We start from the raw sequence: 19,789 nt of genomic DNA, 5'->3' as shown, positions 1-19,789 counted from the left end.
ATTCCCCTTTTATGAAATAATAAGTTCTTGTTTCTCGATATGTTCCATTACGCTTTCGAGCTCCTGCATCGTTTCTATCGTAAAGTGCGCCCCATTTTCAACGAAACGATTGCGAACTACTTCTATTTTTTCACGAAGTTCTACCGAATCCATATTCTCCACTTCCTCTTCCGTTAAACCGAGCTCGCTACTGCCAAGAATTACACCAACTGTCCACATTCCAGCATTTCTACCTTCTTTCATATCTGATACTGTGTCCCCAACTTTTATCATATGGTTCATCGGATACACACCAAGTTCCATTGCATTTTTATAGCACATCCATGGATATGGACGGCCTGCTGGAACATCATCTGGCGTAACAAGAAAATCAGGTTTATATCCTTGTAACGCTGCTTCCTTTGCTACAATATCCATCATTTCTCTCGTATAACCAGTCGTTGAACCAATTTTAATTCCTCTTTCACGTAAAGAAGCAATCACTTCTTTTACTCCATTAATCGGCGAAGCATAGCGTGGTAAAATAGCGAAGAGAATCTCTTCAAATTCTTCATACATCTCCTGAATGTCTGCTTCTGTTGGTAATTGTTGGAAAATAAAATTCCACTCACTCGCAATACGAGGCATCTCAGTAAGTGCCCTTACATGATCTATTTTTAATAACCCCATTGGCTTACGAGCTTCTTCTGCTGTAATTGCTACACCCCGTTTATGAAAAATCTCCATGAATACTTCTAGTGGTGCAAAACATCCGTAATCAACTGTTGTCCCTGCCCAATCAAAAATAACTGCTTCAATTTTCATTCTGTCCATCACCTTTCTTACTTATCTTTTTTGCCATTGTGAAGTTCGGTTACGAAGTGCTTTCGTTCCCCATTCATATACAACTCTTACTACAATATTTGTAACAACAATAAGCACACTCATTGCAGCTGCTGGCGCCACATTTCCTGCATCATCCATATTTACGATTGATACGGCAGCTAGTTTAAAATCAGCTGCATATAGGAATACAACTGCCGATACAGTTACCATTGAATTTACGAAGTAGTACATTACCATTTCTAAAATTGCTGGTAAACACATTGGTACCGTTACTCTAAAGAATGTTTTATAAAACGGAATACCCATCGACTGCGAAACAAGCTCAAACTCTCGATCTAATTTCTTTAAAGCAGTCGTTGCCGTGACAAATGTTACAGAATAAAAATGAATGATATTTACTAGTACTAACACAGCGATTGTTCCGTATAAAGAATGAAACGGGTTCGTTACTGATAGTCCCAAAATTTGAATCGTTGGTTGACTAAAGAAAAAGACATATCCTAATCCGAGTACTAAACCTGGTATGGCTAAAGGAACGATAGAGAAAAAGTAACCTGTTTTTCGGAAGAATTGTAGCTGGTCTATTTTCTCAATTGCATATGCAAATACAAATGTTAAAATCGCCCCAATAACTGCTGTAACTGCTGAAACAATTACGCTATTTTTAAATGCTTCAAGTCCATCTCCTGTTAAACTCGAAAAATTAAAATGCTCAAATGTAAAACTCATATTATATGGCCATACTTTCACACTTGCAGCAATACCAACTGCCACAAATAACAGAATGATCATAAATGTAATCACACTACAGTATATGAATGAGATGACATCTCTTTTCTTATTAGCTATTATTCTGTATGGTACTGCTTTTGAAGATAAGAAATTCGCCTGCTTTCTTTGCGTAATACGATCAACTGCAAATGCGAATATAGCTGGGATTAATAAAATCATTCCAACTGTTGCACCCATCGACATATTTTGCTGTCCAATTACTTGTTTGTATACGTCAGTAGCAAGCACATTATATTGTCCACCAACAATTTTTGGTGCCCCAAAATCAGTGAAACTAAGTGTAAACACAACAAACATTGCACTAATTAATCCGTACTTTACACTAGGTAAAGTAACCGTGAAAAATTGTTTTGTTTTACTCGCCCCTAGCATATTAGAAGCTTCATATAAACGATAATCGGATCCTTGAAAGGCAATTAGTAATATGAGAAAGGCTTGCGGAAATGTATACATAACTTCAGCTATTACAATTCCTACTGGTCCATATAAAGGGATTTGTATACCTTCAAATAACCCAAACATTCCTTTCGTTACTAGCCCTTGATTACCAAATAAATATGTAAGTGCTATACCGTGCATCATCGTTGGTGCAAACAATGGTAATAACGCTACATACTGAAATACACGCTTTCCAAAAACATTCGTACGGGCAATTGCATATGCGTAAACGAATGCAATTGAAACTGAAATAATTGTTGTTGCGCCCGAAATCCATACCGTATTTTGTAAAGACTGAACTAAAGTTGGTGTTGTAAAATATTTACTGAAATTCGCTAAACCAATGAAAACTCCATCTTTATTATAAAAAGCTTGTGTAAATAGTTGTAATAGTGGTAATACAAGTATGACAAGGAAGGAAAGAATCATACCGATAATTACAAGCCTTTGGATCCATTCCTCTTTCCCTATACTTCTCTTAATCTTTTTTTTCGCACTTTCTACCTTGTAGTTTTCTAACATCTCCATCTATACAATGACCTTCTTTCCATATGACAACATATGATTTTCTGAGAAAGAGATTTGAATCGGCTTTCCTTTTCTAATATCAGCTACTTCTACTTCTGATGCTAATATATCCACTACAATTTTCTCATTATAAAGGTGTGTGTTTTCTTCTACGACTCGCACTTCCGTTCGATATACAGATCCACGAAATTCCATACTTTCCACAACTGTTTTAATACCGTCCTTTTGTACAATTGTTACATGTTCAGGACGAATTGCATGCTCTTCGTTATTTTTCGAAAAGAAATTAATAGAACCAATAAAATCTGCCACAAACGGATTGGCCGGTCTTTGATAAATCTCCTCTGGTGTTCCAATCTGCATAATTTCCGCATGATTCATTACAACAATTTTATCAGCCATCGTTAATGCCTCTTCTTGATCATGCGTGACCATAATAGTTGTTACTCCTACTTTCTCTTGCAAATCACGCATTTCTCTACGTAACTTTTCACGTACTTTTGCATCTAAAGCAGATAACGGCTCATCGAGTAACAAAATATCTGGAGACAGAGCGAGCGCACGTGCAAGTGCCACTCGCTGCTGTTGTCCACCAGACATTTGAGCAGGATATTTATCTTTTACATTCAGCAAATCTACAAGTTTTAACGCCTCTAGCGCTTTCTCTTTTACTTCTACTTTTCCATATTTTTTTGTCTTTAAGCCGTATTCAATATTTTCAAGTGCTGTTAAATTCGGAAATAATGCATACGATTGAAACACCATTCCGAAGTTTCTCTTTCCAGGAGGTAATGCTGTAATATCTTTTCCATTCACAGCTATACTACCTGTTGTTGCCTCTTCTAGCCCTGCTAAAATTCGAAGCAATGTCGTTTTCCCACAACCACTTGGGCCTAATAAACATACAAACTCATTTTTGTTCACAGTAAAAGAAATATCTTTTAACGCTGTAAATGCATCAAACTGTTTTTGAATGTGTTGAATTGATAAATATTCGCTCATTTTTTCTCTCTCCCACTCACTTACTTTTTCGGTTCTGCTTTTTGGCCAAACTCTTTTTCCCATTTTTCTAAAATTTTGTCACGATTTTCTGCTGCCCACTTAAAGTCATTCTTTTTGTATAACTTTTCTGTTACATCTTTAGGAAATCCATCTGGAAGTTTATAATCATTTTTAATTGTCGCAAATCCATTTTTCTCGAAGTATAACTTCATTACATCATCAGTAATCGCCCAATCTAAAAATGCTTGCGCTAATTTTTCATTTTTTGCATTATCTTTTTTAATAAGTGCGTTCGCTTCTACTTCCCAACCTAATCCTTCTTTCGGCAATACAACTTCAACTGGTGCACCTTTTTGTTTCTCTTTCAAAGCACTATAAACCATTGATACGCCAACTGGATATTCACCCGCTCCTGCTAATTTCGCTGGTTTTGATCCTGAATGCGTATAACTTGCCATATTATCATGAAGTTTCTTCATGTAATCCCAGCCTTTATCTTCACCCATGATTTGTAGCCATGCAGAAACTGTTAAAAATCCTGTTCCAGATGATGCTGGATGTGGCATAACAAGTGTTCCTTTATACTCTGGTTTCGTTAAATCTTCATATGATTCTGGCATCGGTAAATTTTTCTTCTTTAACTCTTCTTTATTTACAGCAATCCCCGTCATAAATGCAGTATTTCCTACCCATTTTTCAGGTTGCTTATCATCTTTAAATTGTGGAAGAACACGATCTGCTCCTTTTGGAGAGTATCCTTTTAACATATCTTTTTTATCTAAAGCTAATAGACTTGATGCCGCAGTTCCCCATACAACATCGGCTTGTGTATTTTTCCCTTCAGCTAGTAATTTCGCAGTAATAACTCCTGTTGAATCACGTACAATGTTCAATTTCACATCAGGATATTTCTTTTTAAAGGAATCAAGATAAATTGGTACAAGCTCTTCTTCAATTGCTGTGTAAACAGTTAATGATCCAGATAATTTGTCATCTTTCACTTTCGCTCCAGCACTTTCTTCCTTCTTTGCACCACACCCCATTAATAACGAAAATACCATTCCAGTCGCTACAGCTTTAAAGATTGTTTTTTTCACTGTTTCTCTCTCCTTTTACAAATCTTATGTACAACTCAAATATAAACAACTAGTGTAAAAGCAGTATTAAACCAACATTAATCTTTTGTTTGTTGTTTGTTTTTGTGTAATACGTTGCTACTTCTATGTTTTTTCGCATTTTTCTGCTAATAGAAAACACTAAATTTACAAATAATTAAAAAAACCTTTATAATCCCACAAAAAAATGAGGCGTTTGTAAAAAACGCCTCATTTTTGTTTCCCTTTTTTTGAATTACGATTCGCATACTTTGCGCTATTTTCTCCTTCATACTCTAATGCAAATTCTGCATCTGGTAAGCTTTCTTTCGGAGTTTTATTATTATTGATTGCCGCATTTTGTTTCACTTTTCTTTTTACCAATACATTCACCTGCTCTCAAGAAATCACTTTCTACTCTAGTTTGAAACAACTTAAAATAATTATTACTGGCAAGTGTTAACAAGTACATAAGAGGCGTTAGATGGAAATACTACATATGAAGAAATCATTATAAAAAGGAGCGATAATTTTGAAGAAAAAAGAAAAGATTCAATCACCCATTTTAGGCGAAACGCTCCCGCATCAAATGAATTTTCCATCTTTTAAAGGAACAGGAAAAACGATGCAACAACCTTTTGTGAATCAATATAATGTTGTAATTGGAGACAGTAAATATAATTCCGAGAACAGTCCGCTTAATAATTGGAGTGATGAAGTAGATCCTGCCATTATGGCTGGCGATGAGTGGATCCATCCGACAAATGATATTGGGTGGATTTCAGAAGAAAATCAAGAGTTGCTAAAAAACGAAGTGGATAATAAAAATGAAGCTTTTATGCATCCACAATTTGGCATTAACGACTAAAAAACCATTCTACCTAACGTAGGTAGAATGGTTTCATACTATCCAATAATAATCCGCTCTTTCGGGTATTTATAGCGAGGTGGTTGTTCCCTTCCACCACTAGCTAAAATAAATGTTAAAATACCAACGCGTCCGATAAACATAAGCACAATAAGTACAAGTTTCCCAACAGTTGTTAAATCAGGCGTAACACCTGTTGATAGTCCCGTCGTTCCGAAAGCAGAACAAACTTCAACAATTAAGCTCATAAGCGGTACATTTTCCGTAATAGATAAAATGAATAGCGCAGTAGCACATAACAAAATCCCCATCGTCATAACGACAGATGCTTTCAGTACATCCTCTTCATGTAGCTGACGTTTGAAGACTCTAACTGTTCTACCGCCCCTTGCAAAGGTGTATAGTGACAATATACTAACAGCAAATGTAGTTGTACGTATTCCGCCCCCAACCGAACTTGGAGATGCCCCTATAAACATTAATATACTCATAAATAAAAGCGTCGGTTGTGATAATTCACGTATATCCATTGTTGCAAGTCCACCACTTCGCGTCGTCACAGATTGAAATAATGTATAAAATACAGTTTCATGCCATGATTTTCCTACTAAAAAATGATTTCTCTCCAGTAAAAAAATCATAATTGTACCCACAACAACGAGTGTGAAAAATGTTGTTGTCGTCAATTTTGTAAATAATGAAAAACGGAATAATTGTTGTCGCCTTTTACTAAGAAATTGCTTTACTTCCATTAGCACAGGGAAACCAATCGCTCCTAAAATAATTAGTAACATATGAATCATTTGAACAATATAATCTTTTTTATACGGAATTAATGATTGTCCTGTTAAATCAAATCCGCCGTTCGTAGTCGCACTAACAGCTGCAAAGAAACCGTGAAAATAAGCTTCTTGCCAAGTCGGAAAGTAAAGTAAAAATCTTGTACCTAATAAGATTGCTCCAATAAGTTCTATCGAAATAATTACAATTAAAATAGAACGCATCAATTCTACGAGACCCGATAAATTTCCTTGATTATGATCTGCCATAATTAATCTTCTTCTTTGCAAACCAATCTTTTTCCCCGTAATGATCCAAACAAATGTACCAAGCGCCATAATTCCTAAGCCGCCTAATTGTAAAATAAGAGCTAAAACAATAATTCCTGCAGTAGTAAACGTATCTGGAATCGTAATAACAGACAGCCCCGTAACACTTACCGCACTAACCGATGTAAAAAGAGCATCTATAAATGTCCATTTCACACCGGGCTTCGTAACAAACGGGAAACTAAGCAATATTACCGATACAACTACCGCTAATAAATAAAACAAAACGATGAGTTGTACAGGACGTAATTTTTGTAAAAACTTTTTTATATCTCTCATTCCATCACTTCGCTACCTTTTTTCTATCGATTAAATAAAGAAAAATCTTTACTTTCTTTATTTGTAAATAACTGCTCAAATAATTTGGCAAAGACCATTCCATATACAGTTCCATTACCTCCATACGGCAATGCGTAAAATAAATTATGTATCTTTTCATCTTCTTTTAAAATGGGAAGACCATCATGAGTACCACCAAATACAGCTGCCCAATAGTAGTCTGCCTGTATATTTTTATACTGCGGGAACATCTCTTTTACAATATTAATAAGGATATCACGCTTATGCAATAATTTCGTATCACCGATTGTTTGAATTTGCATCGCTTCATCTAATCCGCCTACAATAATGCGGTTTTGATACGTTCGAAAATATAAGTAGGGTCGTGCCGTTTCCCAAATTAACGATCGCTCATGCCAGCCTTCAAACTGATCTATTTCATTTGTTACAATTGCATAAGAGGTGTCTACTGTTGTATTTTTTTCTTTCTTTCCAAAAAGCGCTTCATAACCTGTCGCCATAATAATATTCTTTGCTACAATTTGATTCCCTGTTTTCGTGTAACAAATTAAATCATTTTTGCGTTTTTTTATATGTATTGCCTCTGTATGTTCATATATATTAGCTCCCATTTGGTTTGCTTTATGCAAAAGACTATGTGCTAATAAATACGGATTTACCTCAGCATCACCGTGTGTATATAATGCCGCTTGTTTTATAAAAGGATAACGCTCCTTAATATCAGATGCTGTAAAATACTCAACAGGAAATCCATAATTCTGTAACGTATTGTACTCCTCTTGTAAAAATGAGACATCCTCACTTTTACTTGCATAATATAAACTATTTCGCAGAATAAAATGGGGATTAATATCAAGAGTCGGTATTACCGCTTCCATTGTTCTTAGCGCTTCATAACAAAGCTTATATGCTCGCACCCCTTTTTCTTTACCAAATGTATGGATAAGAGAGGTTAACGATTTATCATGGAGAAATTGTAGTAAACCTGTATTAGCAGCTGTGCTACCACATGCAATGGCTCTTTTTTCAATAAGTGTAACACTCACGCCAATTTTCGCTAACGAATGCGCTATATGAGCACCAGCTTCGCCGCTTCCGACTACGAGCACATCACATATCATATCATTTTCTAACAGTGGATAACAAGGTACAGAAACTCCTGTATTCCAAAACAACTTACCCATCATAAGTTTCATAATTATACTCCTAAAATATAAATTTCTCCTTTCTATGTTTTGTTATTTTTCATAAAAAAATCCAACTAACATAGGCTAGTTGGATTTTTTATCTTTAATTAGAACGCTCTTCAAGCCAATTTCCAATCGTCGGATATGTTTGTTTTACAGCTGTTCCACCGTAAACGATAGACATATGTCCTGTCGGTAAACATACATATTGTTTATCATTGCTAGAAATATGATCTAGCAATGCTTCTACTTGACATGGCAAAGCGATATGATCACGTTTCCCAGAAATATTTAAGACATTCGCCTTAATATTTGCAAGGTCTACCTTTTGTCCGCGAATAACGAGTTCACCCTTAACCAATTTATTATTTTGATAAAAATCACGAATCCACTGTCTGTATGATTCACCTGGGAACGGAATACCATCCCCAACCCACTTTTGAACCAATCTCCAGCTTTCGACGAAGCGTTCATTCTCTGAACGATCTACTAAAGCAACATATGGACCAACAAAGTTCGTAATTGGCTTTAACATTTTGTTTCCGAAATCAATCATTTCTGGCGGAATATTTCCAAATGTATCAACCGCTTTATCTAAATTGAAGTATTTCTCATCTAATAAAGGACCATACAATCCTGTTTCAGAGAAATCAAAAGGACTTGTCATAAAGATTAGGTTACGAATTGGCATGTGCGGATGAAGCGCTGCATAAATAGAAGTTAGCGTTCCACCCATGCAATAACCAAGTAAAGAAATCTCGTCCGATTTCGCAGTTCGCATTACTTTTTTTACGGCTTTTGCAATATAATCAAACACAAAATCATCAAATTTCAAATGACTATCTTCTAAACCAAATGTGCCCCAATCAAGCATATACACATCAAAACCACGATCCACTAGATATTCCACTAAACTATTTCCAGGAGTTAAATCCATAATATATGGTTTATTAATAAGAGCATATATTAACAGAATTGGAACTCTTTGTGTTTTTTCTTGTTTTGGAATGTAGCGATAAAGCTTCGTCTTATTCTTCGTCCAAATAACCTCTTTCGGCGTTAATCCTACTTGCGGCTCTGGTTCACGTAATAAAATTTCACTCGCCCTTTTCACTCGGCGGTATGCTTTTCGGTACTCTTCTGGGTATAGCTCTAATTGCTTTTCCCATTCTGTTGCGAATGTAGTCATTTTTCTATCTCCTTTTTGGTCGATTTCCTTCTTAAAAAAAGAAGTGCATTCCTGCTATGGATATGCACTTTTTTCTTACTTCATTACATATATAATCCGCCGTTAATGTTTAATTGTTGACCTGTGATATACGCACCGTCACGGCATAGGTATACTACACCTTTTGCAATTTCATCAGCTTGACCAAAACGTTTTTTCGGGATTTTTGCAACGATTTTTTGACGTACTTCTTCTGGTACTTCTGCTACCATTTCAGTATCAATAAATCCTGGGCAAATAGCGTTTACAGTGACATTTGTTTTTGCAAGTTCTAACGCTAACGATTTTGTAAATCCTAGCATACCTGCTTTTGCTGCTGAGTAGTTTGTTTGGCCAAATCCACCTGCTTGACCAATAATAGAAGAAATGCTAATAATCCTTCCTTCTTCCGCTTCAGTTATGTATGGAAGAACCGCGCTTGTCGTATTAAATACGCTACTTAAATTCACGTCAATTACGCGCTCCCAATCTTCACGATTTAACTTTTTGAATGTACGATCTCTTGTAATACCAGCATTATTAACAAGAATATCAACTTTACCAAAATGATTCACAGCTTCTTCTACAAGTCGGTTTGCATCTTCTACTTTAGAAACATCCGCTTGCACTGCATAAACGTCATGTCCGTCTTTTCCTAATTCGTTTACTAAGTTTTCAGCTGCTTCTTTACTGCTATTATAGTTAATAACTACTTTTGCTCCCTCTTGTGCTAATGCTACTGTAATCGCTTTTCCAATTCCTTTTGCTCCACCTGTTACGATTGCTACTTTTCCATTTAATTGAACCATTTCTTTTCCCCCTTAAATGAATTTGTGAACGATTGTTATGAATCATTTTGGTACTCATACTATAGAGTCCATATATAATTATGTTTCGCTGTTTATACGTGAAAAGAGATTCTCCCTCTCTCTTTTATCTGTTATAAACAAGCGCTTTTATCATTTTTTATTTTCTGGCTTATTCGCAGGCTTTACCTCTTCTTTTACAGGTACTTGTAGTTTAGCTAGTACTGCATTTTGCTTTTCTAGCAATTCTAAAATTTGATCTACTTTTGTTTCAAGCATACGAATATCTTGTTTTACTTTCGTTACATCACGCTTTAATGTAGGAGCTTGTCCTAAAGAATCTACTTTTTCCTCTAGAAACTCCTCAATGTTATCTACTTTATTTTCTAAGTTAATAACTAGCGTAGCTACTCTTGCGATATCCTCTTTCGTCGGCACATTTACTTGTTCTAAATAGTTTTTTGTCGTATCATTTAATGCTTTTTGATAAAACAAATTCAAATCTAGAACGCTGCCCATCCAAGCAGAATATTCTTCTGTTTTAATTGTTTCATTGAGCGCTTTTCCCCAAAATGTTTCGGTTTGTTCATAAGCATTTTTCCATGCTTGTAGTGGATCGAATTTTTGATCAATCACTTTACCTACACTCCCTTTTTCGTTTTTGAAACAATTCAACCTATTCACTATTTTCTAATATTCTGAATAAAACTTCAAGTCTATATTTTATTTTTTTCTATTTTCTAACAAATGTGTTGACTTTAAAAACAGATAGGTGTAAATTGCACTTATAAGCAAAAAATTCCATCTAACTGATTCATGAGGTGATGCACAATCATGCTACAAAATGAACCAGAACAACGCGAAAGTTTGGAAAGCAACCAAGCGAAACAACCAAACTCCATGCCAAAAAACTTCTTAGTTCCCTTCTTACTTCTCTGTCTAAAAGACTGGAGTCTTCATGGTTACAAACTTATTCAAATGCTAATGGATATCGGCTTTTCTTCTGTTGACCAAGGTAATGTTTATAGAACACTACGCAAATTAGAAAAAGAAAACCTTATTTCTTCTACTTGGGATACAAGCGATGGAGGGCCGGCAAAAAGAATTTATTCTTTAACTGAATATGGAGAGCAATATTTAACAACATGTGCGACTTCTTTTGAACATTATCAAAATATGTTGCGAACGTTTTTCACATTATACACCAATGCTTTCTTTCCATTTTCTACTTCTCCAGAAAAGGATGAAAAGGATTCTTCATCTTCACCTGGTGGTACAGCAGAGTAATCTGCGTTCACAATATGCAAAAAAACATTTGGAGGTCAAATAATGGAAACTAAACCATACGAATTAGTCGATGCATTTTGGAAAAACTGGTCTCAATCACTTTCCCTTTTCTCTTCAGCTGGGAAACAATTAGAGCAGCTTACTTTAGAAACATTAAAACAACAACAAGACGCTTTGCATAAATTAACATCAGGAGTAGATGAACTAGAAAAAGAACTACAACAACTCACTGCTCAGTTCAACAACCAATATACAGATTACGTGAAACAATTAACTGGAAACTCCTTAAATGATCAAATTAACGAGTGGCAGGACAAATGGAAGGAACTTTCTGCTCATATGCATCAACTTACTGTTTCTCCTACAAAAACATCTTTGTCAATTCTTACACAAACAAGCGGTCAATTTGAAGAAACAACAAAACAATTTATTGAGCAACAACAATTACAACGTGAAGAGGCTCAAAAACAGTTAGAGGGTTTTTTGGAAGAGTTCAAGTCAAAACAGTTGGAACTCGCAAAAAAGTTCGAGGAAAACTCAAAAAATCTATTTACTTCCATCAAGTAAGAAAAATGTGGGAGCTAACTGCAGCACAAACAAAACTCTTTCTTCCTCCTACTACATCAAGATGGCTGGCATTTTTCGATATGGAAAAGAAGGAGGACAAAATGAATCCATTCCAAGAAGCACAAACCGTCCCGGAGCTTCGTTATGATGAGATTCAAGTCGGTGATCAAGCATCCCTTACAAAAACAATTACAGATGAAGATGTTATCAATTTTGCAAAATTGACTGGGGATGTGAATCCTATTCACATTTTAGACTCTTTTGCAAAAACGACAATGTTTAAAGAACGCATTGCCCATGGTATGCTCGTTTCGAGTTTTATTTCTACCATCCTTGGAACGAAACTCCCAGGCAAAAATACGATTTATTTATCCCAAAATGTTTCATTCCGTGCCCCTGTTAAAATCGGTGATACACTTCGCGTTGTGGCAGAGGTTATTAAGAAGCGTGACGATAAAAAAATCATTACGTTGCAAACAAATATATATAATCAATCGGATGATATTGTCGTGGAAGGTACAGCGACAATACTAAAAAAAGAGTAGCAAATTTGCTACTCTTTTTTCTATCCAATAACTTCTAATCACACCGATTACTTCCGCGTATGAGCACGCCGGTTCCACATAAAATAACAGTACCAATTCAGATAAGTACTTATCTGGACTGGATTACTCATAAGGATGTGTATCATCATGGCAAAAACAAACAAATTACTAGTTCCAGGTGCTGAACAAGCACTTGATCAATTTAAATATGAAATTGCACAAGAATTCGGCGTAAGCTTAGGGTCTAATACAGCATCTCGTTCTAACGGATCAGTTGGCGGTGAAGTAACAAAACGTCTTGTTTCTTTAGCTCAACAACAATTACGCGGATAATAATATAACATATGGCTTAGAGGCAGATATTCTCTGCCTCTTTCTATTTTTCACATACATAATCGGACTTTTTCACATACTAGTAAGAGCAAACAGAAAGGAACGATATATAACATGAAACGGATTAACATTCGTATGAGTCCTCCCCGCGTTCTTACTTTGTCTTTTATCATGTTATCAATTATAGGTACATGCTTATTAAAGCTTCCAATCGCTACAACAACGTCTATTTCATGGCTCGATGCTTTATTTACAACAGTTTCTGCCTGTACGGTTACAGGGCTTGGTGTTGTGGACACTGGAAAAGTATTTACTTTGTTTGGCCAATGTGTCATTTTAACGCTTATACAAGTTGGCGGACTTGGTATTATGAGCTTTGCTGTCTTAATTGCGATTATGCTCGGCAGAAAAATCGGTCTTCAAAATCGTATTTTATTACAACAAGCATTAAATCAAACGAATATAGGCGGCGTCATCCGTCTTGCCAAAGCATTATTTTTATTCTCTTTTACAGTCGAATGTATCGCTACTTTAATTCTTTCTTTTGAGTGGGTACCAAAATACGGGGTTACCAAAGGGATCTATTATAGTTTTTTCCATTCAATCTCAGCCTTTAACAATGCTGGTTTTTCTGTGTGGAGCGATAATTTAATGTCCCATTCTCATAGCATTATTGTCAATTTCGTCATTTCCTCTCTCATCATTTTAGGTGGAATTGGTTTTACAGTGATCGTAGACATAAAAAGAAAGAAAAACTTTAAAAACCTTACACTACATTCAAAACTTATGCTCTCTTCTACTCTAATCATCAACATTATTGCTACCCTTTTTATTTTTATATTCGAGTTCCATAACTCTCTTTCTATGAGAGGTTTTACCCCATTTGAAGAAGGAATGGCCTCTTATTTCCAAGCAATTTCAACACGAACTGCCGGGTTTAATACAGTTGATATTTCTACATTGTCAAAACCTTCCCTGCTATTAATGATGCTACTTATGTTTATTGGTGCTGGTAGTGCTTCAACGGGTGGGGGGATTAAGTTAACAACATTTTTAATCATATTTTTTGGTGTATTTAAATTTTTACAAGAACAAGAAGATATTGTCGTATTTAAAAAATCCATTAAAGATACTCTCATTGTCAAATCATTAACCATTACTATTATTTCTATTTCATTTATCTTTTTTGCTATTTTAATTTTGAGTATTACTGAACGAGTTCCTCTATTGATGAGTGCTTTCGAAGTATTTTCAGCATTTGGGACTGTTGGCCTCAGTATGAACTTAACACCCCACTTAACTATAATTGGAAAAACGATTATTATTTTTATGATGTTTTTTGGGAAAATGGGTCCTTTAACATTGGCATTTTCATTTGCTCGTAAAAAGAACCGAAAAATAAAATATCCGAATGAAGATATTTTAACAGGTTGACAACCGTATAAATTATCCATATAATGAGAATACAATAACATATCTCCAAAGGGGAGTAGCGTCCAAGAATATATCTTGGAAACAAAGTCGTCATTACGTAGAACTTAGTTCTTCCGGCTTTGTTGGCATTTTTATTACATATGTCTAGCAAGACCTTTGCCTATTAACGGCAGAGGTCTTTTTTGCATTCATTTCCAGATTCTTCCAAAATTAATAGGCAGGAGTATGGGGAAACTAAATAGTGGGGAAATTCTTCACTTATTTAGAAGTTATAGAGATGAGAGGAGAATGTACATGGATGTATCATTATTATTGGAGTATGGTTGGGTATTACTCATCCTAATTGCACTTGAAGGGATTTTAGCGGCTGATAACGCTCTTGTTCTTGCAATTATGGTAAAACATTTACCAGAAGAAAAACGAAAGAAAGCACTATTTTACGGATTAGCGGGGGCATTCGTTTTCCGATTTGGATCGTTATTTATGATTTCGTTCTTAGTCGATGTATGGCAAGTGCAAGCAATCGGTGCCATCTACCTTATGTTTATCGCTGGTAATCACTTATTTAAAACATATGTTAAAAAGAATACAGATGAAGAAACAGAAGAAAAAGAAGCAAAGAAAAAACAAGAGAACTTTTGGTGGACTGTATTTAAAGTTGAGGTTGCTGATATCGCCTTCGCAGTTGATTCAATTTTAGCTGCTGTTGCACTAGCAATGACTTTACCAAAAACAGGACTAGGTACAATTGGTAGTCTTGATACTGGGCAATTCGTTGTTATCTTTGTAGGTGGACTTATCGGATTAATCATTATGCGATTTGCAGCAACTGCTTTCGTACAAATCTTAAAACGTAAACCAGGGCTTGAAACTGCAGCATTCTTAATTGTAGGTTGGGTTGGTGTGAAGCTAGCAGTTTATACATTAGCACACCCTGCATTAAATGTAATTCCACATTCATTCCCAGAATCCACTCCGTGGAAGCTTACATTCTGGATTGTATTAGTCGGAATCGCAGTTGGTGGTTGGTTCTTCTCAAAAGAAGTAGAAGTAAAAGTGGAAAAGAATTTAGACGAAAAAGCGCTGTAATTACAGCGCTTTTTCTTTTTCCTTTCTTCCTCGCAATGTCCAGAAAAAATTCCATTATACTATCTTTTGTAAACGTTTTCTTAATGTATGTATGTCCTTTTTGTGAAACATTGCACAAACTCATTGAAAGTAGGAACAATTCCATGTACTTTATTCATATAAGGAGTATTTATAGAAGATTTACTAAAGGAGCGTATTACTCATGCTAGAACAAGGACTAGATTATGTTGTCAAACTGGCTAAAAGCAAAAAGAAAATACTAGATACAAACCCAATGCAATATTTCATTCGTGCTGCACTTGCTGGTATTTATATCGGTTTTATTATTGTACTATGTTTTAAATTAGGTAACTTTTTTCACATTGCAGATTCACCAGCAACTTATTTATCTGCCTCTATGTTTTTCGGGATTGCTCTCGTACTTATTATATATGGTGGTGCTGAATTGTTTACTGGGAACACAATGTACTTTACTGTCGCAACTTTAAGAAAAGAAACAACGATTTCTGATACACTTCGTAACTGGGTTGCTTGTTATGCAGGTAACTTAGCCGGCGCATTATTCTTTGCCTTACTATTTTACGCAACTGGAATTTTTGAAGCAATTGATCACGGTCACTTAATGAGTAAAGTCGTTGAAGGAAAGATGAATACACCTACGATGCAGTTATTCTTTAAAGCCATTTTATGTAACTGGCTCGTATGTCTTGCTTGCTTCTTACCTTCTCAGGTTAAAGGTGACACAGCAAAAATAATGGTGATGATGCTACTTGTTTTCACATTCTTCTTATCTGGTTACGAACATAGTATTGCAAACTTATCACTCTTTGCTTTATCTTTAGTTTCACCGCATCCTGAGACAATTTCTTTTTCAGGTGCTATTCATAACTTAATTCCTGTTACAATTGGTAACATTATTGGCGGATCAGTATTTGTCGGTATGGTATACCACTACTTAACAAAGAAAACGCCTGAAGTTCAACAGGAAGAAACTGAAATCGCAACAGCTCAACAAGAAGAGATTATTCCTTTACAAGCCCATATGAAACATTAAAAACTCCAAAGTTTTACTTTGGAGTTTTTAGCTACCCACGTATTTAACAACAAGGTGAGGAGTAATTTCTCCTTCTTCCTTTCCCTTATCCATTCTCTGTTTCATCTTGTGCATACCAATGACATCATTCGTATGAAAGTGAATTTCATTTACATATAACCCCTCTGTACAAAAAGCTTCTACAAAATCTAGTCCATTTTTCGCTCCCCATCCCATATTAAAATCAAGAGAAAGAATATTCACATCATAATCCCGAACCATTTGCAAAGCACATTCTACTGTAGTTGCGGGCACATACCCGAACGGGCAACTTCTTTGATCATCCATATATACGTTCATTTTCGATTCCCTCTCTAATTTGAATATGCGGCCAATACATAACATATTGCCCCGAGACTAATAAAAGGACCAAATGGAATTGGCTTTCGTACTTCTATACGTTTTAATCCGATACCAATCCCGAAAAAACAAAGACTAAAACAAGATGCTAAAAATAAAACGATAAAAACTCCTTTCACTCCTACTATAAATCCAAGTAACGAAAGTAGTTTTATATCTCCTCCGCCAATCCCTTCTGGATATATCTTTTGCATGCAATATAACAAAATAAATATAACACCACTACCAGCTATACTATCTGTCCAAGTAACTAATTGTACAAAAACACTTTCGAGAATGAGTAAAAAGGCAAACGAAATTAAAATACAATCAGGAATTAACATATATAAGTAATCTGTAACTGAAATAATAAGAAGTAGCGAAAAAAGGGATAAAATAATAATAAGCTCTCGTTCTATTCCAATCATATACACTGTAAGAAGAAATATACCTCCTGTTATACATTCAAATGCTACATACATAATTGGAATTTTCCTCTTACAATTCGTACAACAGCCTCTTTGTATATAAAATGAAATGATGGGGATTAGTTCTTTTGTCCTTAGCACATATTTGCAATAATCACAATGTGAACGCGGGGTAATAATAGAAGCACCTAATGGAACCCTCATCGCAACTAGCATAAAAAAAGAACCAAACACCATCCCTGCTAACAGTGCATATAAATAAGTGAACATCCCTTCCTCTCCTTTCCCAAAAAACATAGCAAAAAAAGGAGAGAACTTCTACTTCATATTATCCTTTATTCTACTAAAAAGCAGGCCATTTCCTGGCCTGCTTTCCCCTCTTTTATACGATGAAATAAACTGCTTTTAATGGTCCATGTACTCCGACAACAAGATTCATCTCGATGTCAGCCGAGTTACTTGGCCCTGTAATAAAGTTAATACAAGATGCCGCTGTCTCCCCATTTTCTACGCGTGAGTTCATATCCTGAACTGCTTGTGTAATACGAGGCACAAGTGTTTCACGTGGAATAATAGCAAAATATACAGTCGGTAAAAAGTGTAAAGAACGCCCTTGACCTTTATGACTTTGTACAACAATTGTACCCGATTCAGCTAATGTATAATCACTAAATGCAATACCAATATTCGCTTTTTCAGCTAAACGCATATTTTCGTCTTTTCTCTCTGGATCCCATACATTTACTTCAACATCTCGTTTTGGAAGTTCTTCTTTAAATAAAGATGTTAAACCATATGCATCAAAACGCGCATCTGCTGATAATAAAATAGGTCCCCCGCCGTTTTCCATGATTACTTTTTGAAGGTCTTCACCTAAACGGTCGTTTGTCGTTTCTACTACAGTTGTATGAATGTTTGTACATTGCTCTTTAAACACTTCTAGTAATTCTTCTTGTGAATAATCTTTTAACGTTTCTATATTCACATTACTTTTCCATACTGGACGCTCTACACCTTCTGTTTTACGCGCGCGCCCAAGTTCTTTTGCAATGTTATCTAGAAAGGCATCACGGTTTTGAATTAATCCTGTCATTATTTATCCCCGCCTTTCTTATGATCTTTATACCAATCACGGAATCGTTCTTTACTTGGAGCTGGGAATTCACGAATATCCGTCCAGTTTTTAAGTGGTCCAACACCTTTTGATACACGATTACCAGATGTAAATGGACTCATTGCCGCTGGTGCCATTTTTGAACCCATTTTATATAAAGCAGCTGAAGAAGCACCCATACTAAACATTTTCATAGCCAGTTTTTCTGCAAGTGGTGCACGACCTTCTTGCTCAACGATGACTTGACGATGTTTTAATAATAAATCATGCAATGGAATTTTTACTGGACAAGCTTCTGTACATGCTCCGCATAAACTAGATGCATAAGGAAGCTCTTTGTAATCATCATATCCACCTAGAAGCGGTGTTAATACCGCACCGATTGGTCCTGAGTAAATCGATCCATATGAATGTCCACCAACGTGACGATATACAGGACATACATTAACACAAGCAGCGCAACGAATACATTGTAATACTGAACGGAATTCAGATCCAAGAATTTGAGAGCGACCATTATCAACAACAACTAAATGAAATTCTTCAGGTCCATCAACTTCCTCTTCTTGAATTGGCCCCGCTACTGTTACATAACTTGTTAATTTTTGACCTACTGCACTACGACATAGTAAACCAACTAAAACATCTAATTCTTCCATTGTCGGAACCATACGTTCCATACCCATTACCGCTATTTGTGTTTTAGGAATTGACATAACAAGATCTGCATTACCTTCATTCGTTACTAAACAAAGAGAGCCAGTATTTGCAACAGCAAAGTTACAACCAGTTACACCAATTTCTGCATCCATAAATTTCTCACGAAGTTGTTTACGAACAAACTTTGTCATTTCATACGGGTCATCAGAATTTTCATAGCCTAGCTTTTCTTTAAATACATCGCGAATTTGCGTTCTATTTTTATGAAGTGCAGGTGCAATAATATGTGAAGGTGGATCGTTATCTACTTGCAAGATATACTCTCCTAAGTCACTCTCTAACACTTCACAGCCAATCTCTTCAAGCGCATGGTTCATACTGATTTCTTCTGTTACCATCGACTTTGATTTTACTATCTTTTTTGCCTGCTTCTTTTTTGCAACGTCTTGAATATACTTTGCTGCTTCCTCTTTCGTTTTCGCAAAGTACACGTGTCCGCCTCTTTTTGATACATTTTCACTTAACTGCATTAAGTAATAATCAAGATTTTCTAACGTATGTTGACGAATTTGTTCACCTAGTTCACGCCACTCTTCCCAGTTTCCTAGTTCATCTGCGGCTTTTAAGCGATTCGTATATAAACGCGTTTGTGCAGAAGATACTGCTCCGCGCATAAACGAATCTTGAATTCCATCACCAACGCGATCATTAAATTTTTTCTCACTGATTTTCATAGACATAGCT

22 protein-coding genes and 1 riboswitch are annotated in these 19,789 nt (G+C 35.7%); of the genes, 8 read left to right on the top strand and 14 right to left on the bottom strand.

Going from position 1 to position 19,789, the window contains the following annotated elements:
- Positions 1-9: 9 nt before the first annotated feature.
- The 5 genes from phnX to HMPREF2590_RS30395 form a co-directional block, all read right to left on the bottom strand.
- Positions 10-804, bottom strand: a complete 795-nt coding sequence (gene phnX, locus HMPREF2590_RS16025; protein ID WP_050821731.1) for a phosphonoacetaldehyde hydrolase — start codon at positions 802-804, stop codon at positions 10-12.
- A 21-nt stretch (positions 805-825) separates the two neighbouring features.
- Complete coding sequence (locus HMPREF2590_RS16020) at positions 826-2,583, bottom strand: putative 2-aminoethylphosphonate ABC transporter permease subunit (RefSeq protein ID WP_000425518.1); 1,758 nt, start codon at positions 2,581-2,583, stop codon at positions 826-828.
- On the bottom strand, positions 2,584-3,585 hold the full coding sequence (locus HMPREF2590_RS16015; RefSeq protein ID WP_000006192.1) for a putative 2-aminoethylphosphonate ABC transporter ATP-binding protein: 1,002 nt from the start codon (positions 3,583-3,585) through the stop codon (positions 2,584-2,586).
- A gap of 20 nt (positions 3,586-3,605) precedes the next feature.
- Positions 3,606-4,682, bottom strand: a complete 1,077-nt coding sequence (locus HMPREF2590_RS16010; RefSeq protein WP_000750895.1) for a putative 2-aminoethylphosphonate ABC transporter substrate-binding protein — start codon at positions 4,680-4,682, stop codon at positions 3,606-3,608.
- Between the two features lie 228 nt (positions 4,683-4,910).
- On the bottom strand, positions 4,911-5,048 hold the full coding sequence (locus tag HMPREF2590_RS30395; RefSeq protein ID WP_162200384.1) for a hypothetical protein: 138 nt from the start codon (positions 5,046-5,048) through the stop codon (positions 4,911-4,913).
- A gap of 163 nt (positions 5,049-5,211) precedes the next feature.
- Between HMPREF2590_RS30395 and HMPREF2590_RS16000 the strand changes: the two genes are divergently transcribed.
- Positions 5,212-5,547: a DUF3905 domain-containing protein gene (locus tag HMPREF2590_RS16000; protein ID WP_003313079.1), complete on the top strand. Its 336-nt coding sequence runs from the start codon at positions 5,212-5,214 to the stop codon at positions 5,545-5,547.
- A gap of 38 nt (positions 5,548-5,585) precedes the next feature.
- On the opposite strand, the gene HMPREF2590_RS15995 is transcribed toward HMPREF2590_RS16000, so the two are convergent.
- The 5 genes from HMPREF2590_RS15995 to phaR all read right to left on the bottom strand — a co-directional run bounded on the left by HMPREF2590_RS15995 (position 5,586) and on the right by phaR (position 10,792).
- Positions 5,586-6,935 carry a TrkH family potassium uptake protein gene (locus HMPREF2590_RS15995; RefSeq protein WP_001204691.1) on the bottom strand — a complete coding sequence of 450 codons (1,350 nt, stop codon included), beginning with the start codon at positions 6,933-6,935 and terminating at the stop codon, positions 5,586-5,588.
- Positions 6,936-6,958: 23 nt separating this feature from the next.
- A complete protein-coding gene (locus HMPREF2590_RS15990) occupies positions 6,959-8,152 on the bottom strand; it encodes an NAD(P)/FAD-dependent oxidoreductase (protein WP_050821730.1) in 1,194 nt (397 codons plus the stop codon).
- 94 nt (positions 8,153-8,246) lie between these two features.
- The gene (phaC, locus tag HMPREF2590_RS15985) at positions 8,247-9,332 is read right to left on the bottom strand and encodes a class III poly(R)-hydroxyalkanoic acid synthase subunit PhaC (RefSeq protein WP_000206333.1); all 1,086 of its coding nucleotides are present in this window, start codon (positions 9,330-9,332) and stop codon (positions 8,247-8,249) included.
- Between the two features lie 83 nt (positions 9,333-9,415).
- Positions 9,416-10,159 carry an acetoacetyl-CoA reductase gene (locus HMPREF2590_RS15980; RefSeq protein ID WP_000250407.1) on the bottom strand — a complete coding sequence of 248 codons (744 nt, stop codon included), beginning with the start codon at positions 10,157-10,159 and terminating at the stop codon, positions 9,416-9,418.
- A 150-nt stretch (positions 10,160-10,309) separates the two neighbouring features.
- Positions 10,310-10,792: a polyhydroxyalkanoic acid synthase subunit PhaR gene (gene phaR, locus HMPREF2590_RS15975; RefSeq protein WP_003313087.1), complete on the bottom strand. Its 483-nt coding sequence runs from the start codon at positions 10,790-10,792 to the stop codon at positions 10,310-10,312.
- A 198-nt stretch (positions 10,793-10,990) separates the two neighbouring features.
- Here phaR and phaQ point away from each other — a divergent pair, with 198 nt between their 5' ends.
- The 7 genes from phaQ to HMPREF2590_RS15940 all read left to right on the top strand — a co-directional run bounded on the left by phaQ (position 10,991) and on the right by HMPREF2590_RS15940 (position 16,465).
- The gene (gene phaQ / locus HMPREF2590_RS15970) at positions 10,991-11,443 is read left to right on the top strand and encodes a poly-beta-hydroxybutyrate-responsive repressor (protein WP_000939955.1); all 453 of its coding nucleotides are present in this window, start codon (positions 10,991-10,993) and stop codon (positions 11,441-11,443) included.
- Positions 11,444-11,485: 42 nt separating this feature from the next.
- Positions 11,486-12,010, top strand: coding sequence for a polyhydroxyalkanoic acid inclusion protein PhaP (phaP, locus tag HMPREF2590_RS15965; RefSeq protein ID WP_000448594.1), 525 nt, complete (start codon positions 11,486-11,488; stop codon positions 12,008-12,010).
- Between the two features lie 101 nt (positions 12,011-12,111).
- Positions 12,112-12,555, top strand: a complete 444-nt coding sequence (locus HMPREF2590_RS15960) for a MaoC family dehydratase (protein ID WP_001067916.1) — start codon at positions 12,112-12,114, stop codon at positions 12,553-12,555.
- Positions 12,556-12,702: 147 nt separating this feature from the next.
- A complete protein-coding gene (locus HMPREF2590_RS15955) occupies positions 12,703-12,888 on the top strand; it encodes an alpha/beta-type small acid-soluble spore protein (protein WP_001140707.1) in 186 nt (61 codons plus the stop codon).
- 114 nt (positions 12,889-13,002) lie between these two features.
- Positions 13,003-14,322 carry a TrkH family potassium uptake protein gene (locus HMPREF2590_RS15950; protein WP_000822340.1) on the top strand — a complete coding sequence of 440 codons (1,320 nt, stop codon included), beginning with the start codon at positions 13,003-13,005 and terminating at the stop codon, positions 14,320-14,322.
- A 38-nt stretch (positions 14,323-14,360) separates the two neighbouring features.
- A riboswitch (yybP-ykoY riboswitch) is annotated at positions 14,361-14,526 on the top strand.
- Positions 14,527-14,616: 90 nt separating this feature from the next.
- Positions 14,617-15,411, top strand: a complete 795-nt coding sequence (locus tag HMPREF2590_RS15945) for a TerC family protein (RefSeq protein WP_000383326.1) — start codon at positions 14,617-14,619, stop codon at positions 15,409-15,411.
- Between the two features lie 202 nt (positions 15,412-15,613).
- A complete protein-coding gene (locus tag HMPREF2590_RS15940) occupies positions 15,614-16,465 on the top strand; it encodes a formate/nitrite transporter family protein (RefSeq protein ID WP_000893029.1) in 852 nt (283 codons plus the stop codon).
- 27 nt (positions 16,466-16,492) lie between these two features.
- Here the strand turns inward: HMPREF2590_RS15940 and HMPREF2590_RS15935 are convergent, their stop codons facing one another.
- From HMPREF2590_RS15935 to HMPREF2590_RS15920, 4 genes are all read right to left on the bottom strand, one after another.
- Positions 16,493-16,804, bottom strand: coding sequence for a cyclic-phosphate processing receiver domain-containing protein (locus HMPREF2590_RS15935; protein WP_001103761.1), 312 nt, complete (start codon positions 16,802-16,804; stop codon positions 16,493-16,495).
- Positions 16,805-16,818: 14 nt separating this feature from the next.
- Positions 16,819-17,541, bottom strand: coding sequence for a prepilin peptidase (locus tag HMPREF2590_RS15930; RefSeq protein ID WP_003313093.1), 723 nt, complete (start codon positions 17,539-17,541; stop codon positions 16,819-16,821).
- Between the two features lie 112 nt (positions 17,542-17,653).
- On the bottom strand, positions 17,654-18,364 hold the full coding sequence (locus HMPREF2590_RS15925) for a LutC/YkgG family protein (RefSeq protein ID WP_000147183.1): 711 nt from the start codon (positions 18,362-18,364) through the stop codon (positions 17,654-17,656).
- A complete protein-coding gene (locus HMPREF2590_RS15920) occupies positions 18,364-19,785 on the bottom strand; it encodes a LutB/LldF family L-lactate oxidation iron-sulfur protein (protein ID WP_000061922.1) in 1,422 nt (473 codons plus the stop codon). Before HMPREF2590_RS15920 ends, HMPREF2590_RS15925 begins: the two co-directional genes overlap by 1 nt.
- Between the last annotated feature and the right edge of the window lie 4 nt (positions 19,786-19,789).

The organism is Bacillus sp. HMSC036E02 (genome assembly GCF_001836235.1).
Classification (GTDB): Bacteria; Bacillota; Bacilli; order Bacillales; family Bacillaceae_G; genus Bacillus_A; species Bacillus_A cereus.
The sequence above is the reverse complement of the archived record's forward strand: the minus strand, read 5'-3'. Positions and strand labels throughout refer to the sequence as shown.

Bases quoted from the DNA above. Each gene is read 5' to 3' on its own strand.
- phnX (WP_050821731.1), bottom strand. From the start codon at position 804: ATGAAAATTGAAGCAGTTATTTTTGATTGGGCAGGGACAACAGTTGAT.
- HMPREF2590_RS16020 (WP_000425518.1), bottom strand. From the start codon at position 2,583: ATGGAGATGTTAGAAAACTACAAGGTAGAAAGTGCGAAAAAAAAGATT.
- HMPREF2590_RS16015 (WP_000006192.1), bottom strand. From the start codon at position 3,585: ATGAGCGAATATTTATCAATTCAACACATTCAAAAACAGTTTGATGCA.
- HMPREF2590_RS15995 (WP_001204691.1), bottom strand. From the start codon at position 6,935: ATGAGAGATATAAAAAAGTTTTTACAAAAATTACGTCCTGTACAACTC.
- HMPREF2590_RS15990 (WP_050821730.1), bottom strand. From the start codon at position 8,152: ATGAAACTTATGATGGGTAAGTTGTTTTGGAATACAGGAGTTTCTGTA.
- phaC (WP_000206333.1), bottom strand. From the start codon at position 9,332: ATGACTACATTCGCAACAGAATGGGAAAAGCAATTAGAGCTATACCCA.
- HMPREF2590_RS15980 (WP_000250407.1), bottom strand. From the start codon at position 10,159: ATGGTTCAATTAAATGGAAAAGTAGCAATCGTAACAGGTGGAGCAAAA.
- phaQ (WP_000939955.1), top strand. From the start codon at position 10,991: ATGCTACAAAATGAACCAGAACAACGCGAAAGTTTGGAAAGCAACCAA.
- phaP (WP_000448594.1), top strand. From the start codon at position 11,486: ATGGAAACTAAACCATACGAATTAGTCGATGCATTTTGGAAAAACTGG.
- HMPREF2590_RS15960 (WP_001067916.1), top strand. From the start codon at position 12,112: ATGAATCCATTCCAAGAAGCACAAACCGTCCCGGAGCTTCGTTATGAT.
- HMPREF2590_RS15955 (WP_001140707.1), top strand. From the start codon at position 12,703: ATGGCAAAAACAAACAAATTACTAGTTCCAGGTGCTGAACAAGCACTT.
- HMPREF2590_RS15950 (WP_000822340.1), top strand. From the start codon at position 13,003: ATGAAACGGATTAACATTCGTATGAGTCCTCCCCGCGTTCTTACTTTG.
- HMPREF2590_RS15945 (WP_000383326.1), top strand. From the start codon at position 14,617: ATGGATGTATCATTATTATTGGAGTATGGTTGGGTATTACTCATCCTA.
- HMPREF2590_RS15940 (WP_000893029.1), top strand. From the start codon at position 15,614: ATGCTAGAACAAGGACTAGATTATGTTGTCAAACTGGCTAAAAGCAAA.
- HMPREF2590_RS15935 (WP_001103761.1), bottom strand. From the start codon at position 16,804: ATGAACGTATATATGGATGATCAAAGAAGTTGCCCGTTCGGGTATGTG.
- HMPREF2590_RS15930 (WP_003313093.1), bottom strand. From the start codon at position 17,541: ATGTTCACTTATTTATATGCACTGTTAGCAGGGATGGTGTTTGGTTCT.
- HMPREF2590_RS15925 (WP_000147183.1), bottom strand. From the start codon at position 18,364: ATGACAGGATTAATTCAAAACCGTGATGCCTTTCTAGATAACATTGCA.
- HMPREF2590_RS15920 (WP_000061922.1), bottom strand. From the start codon at position 19,785: ATGTCTATGAAAATCAGTGAGAAAAAATTTAATGATCGCGTTGGTGAT.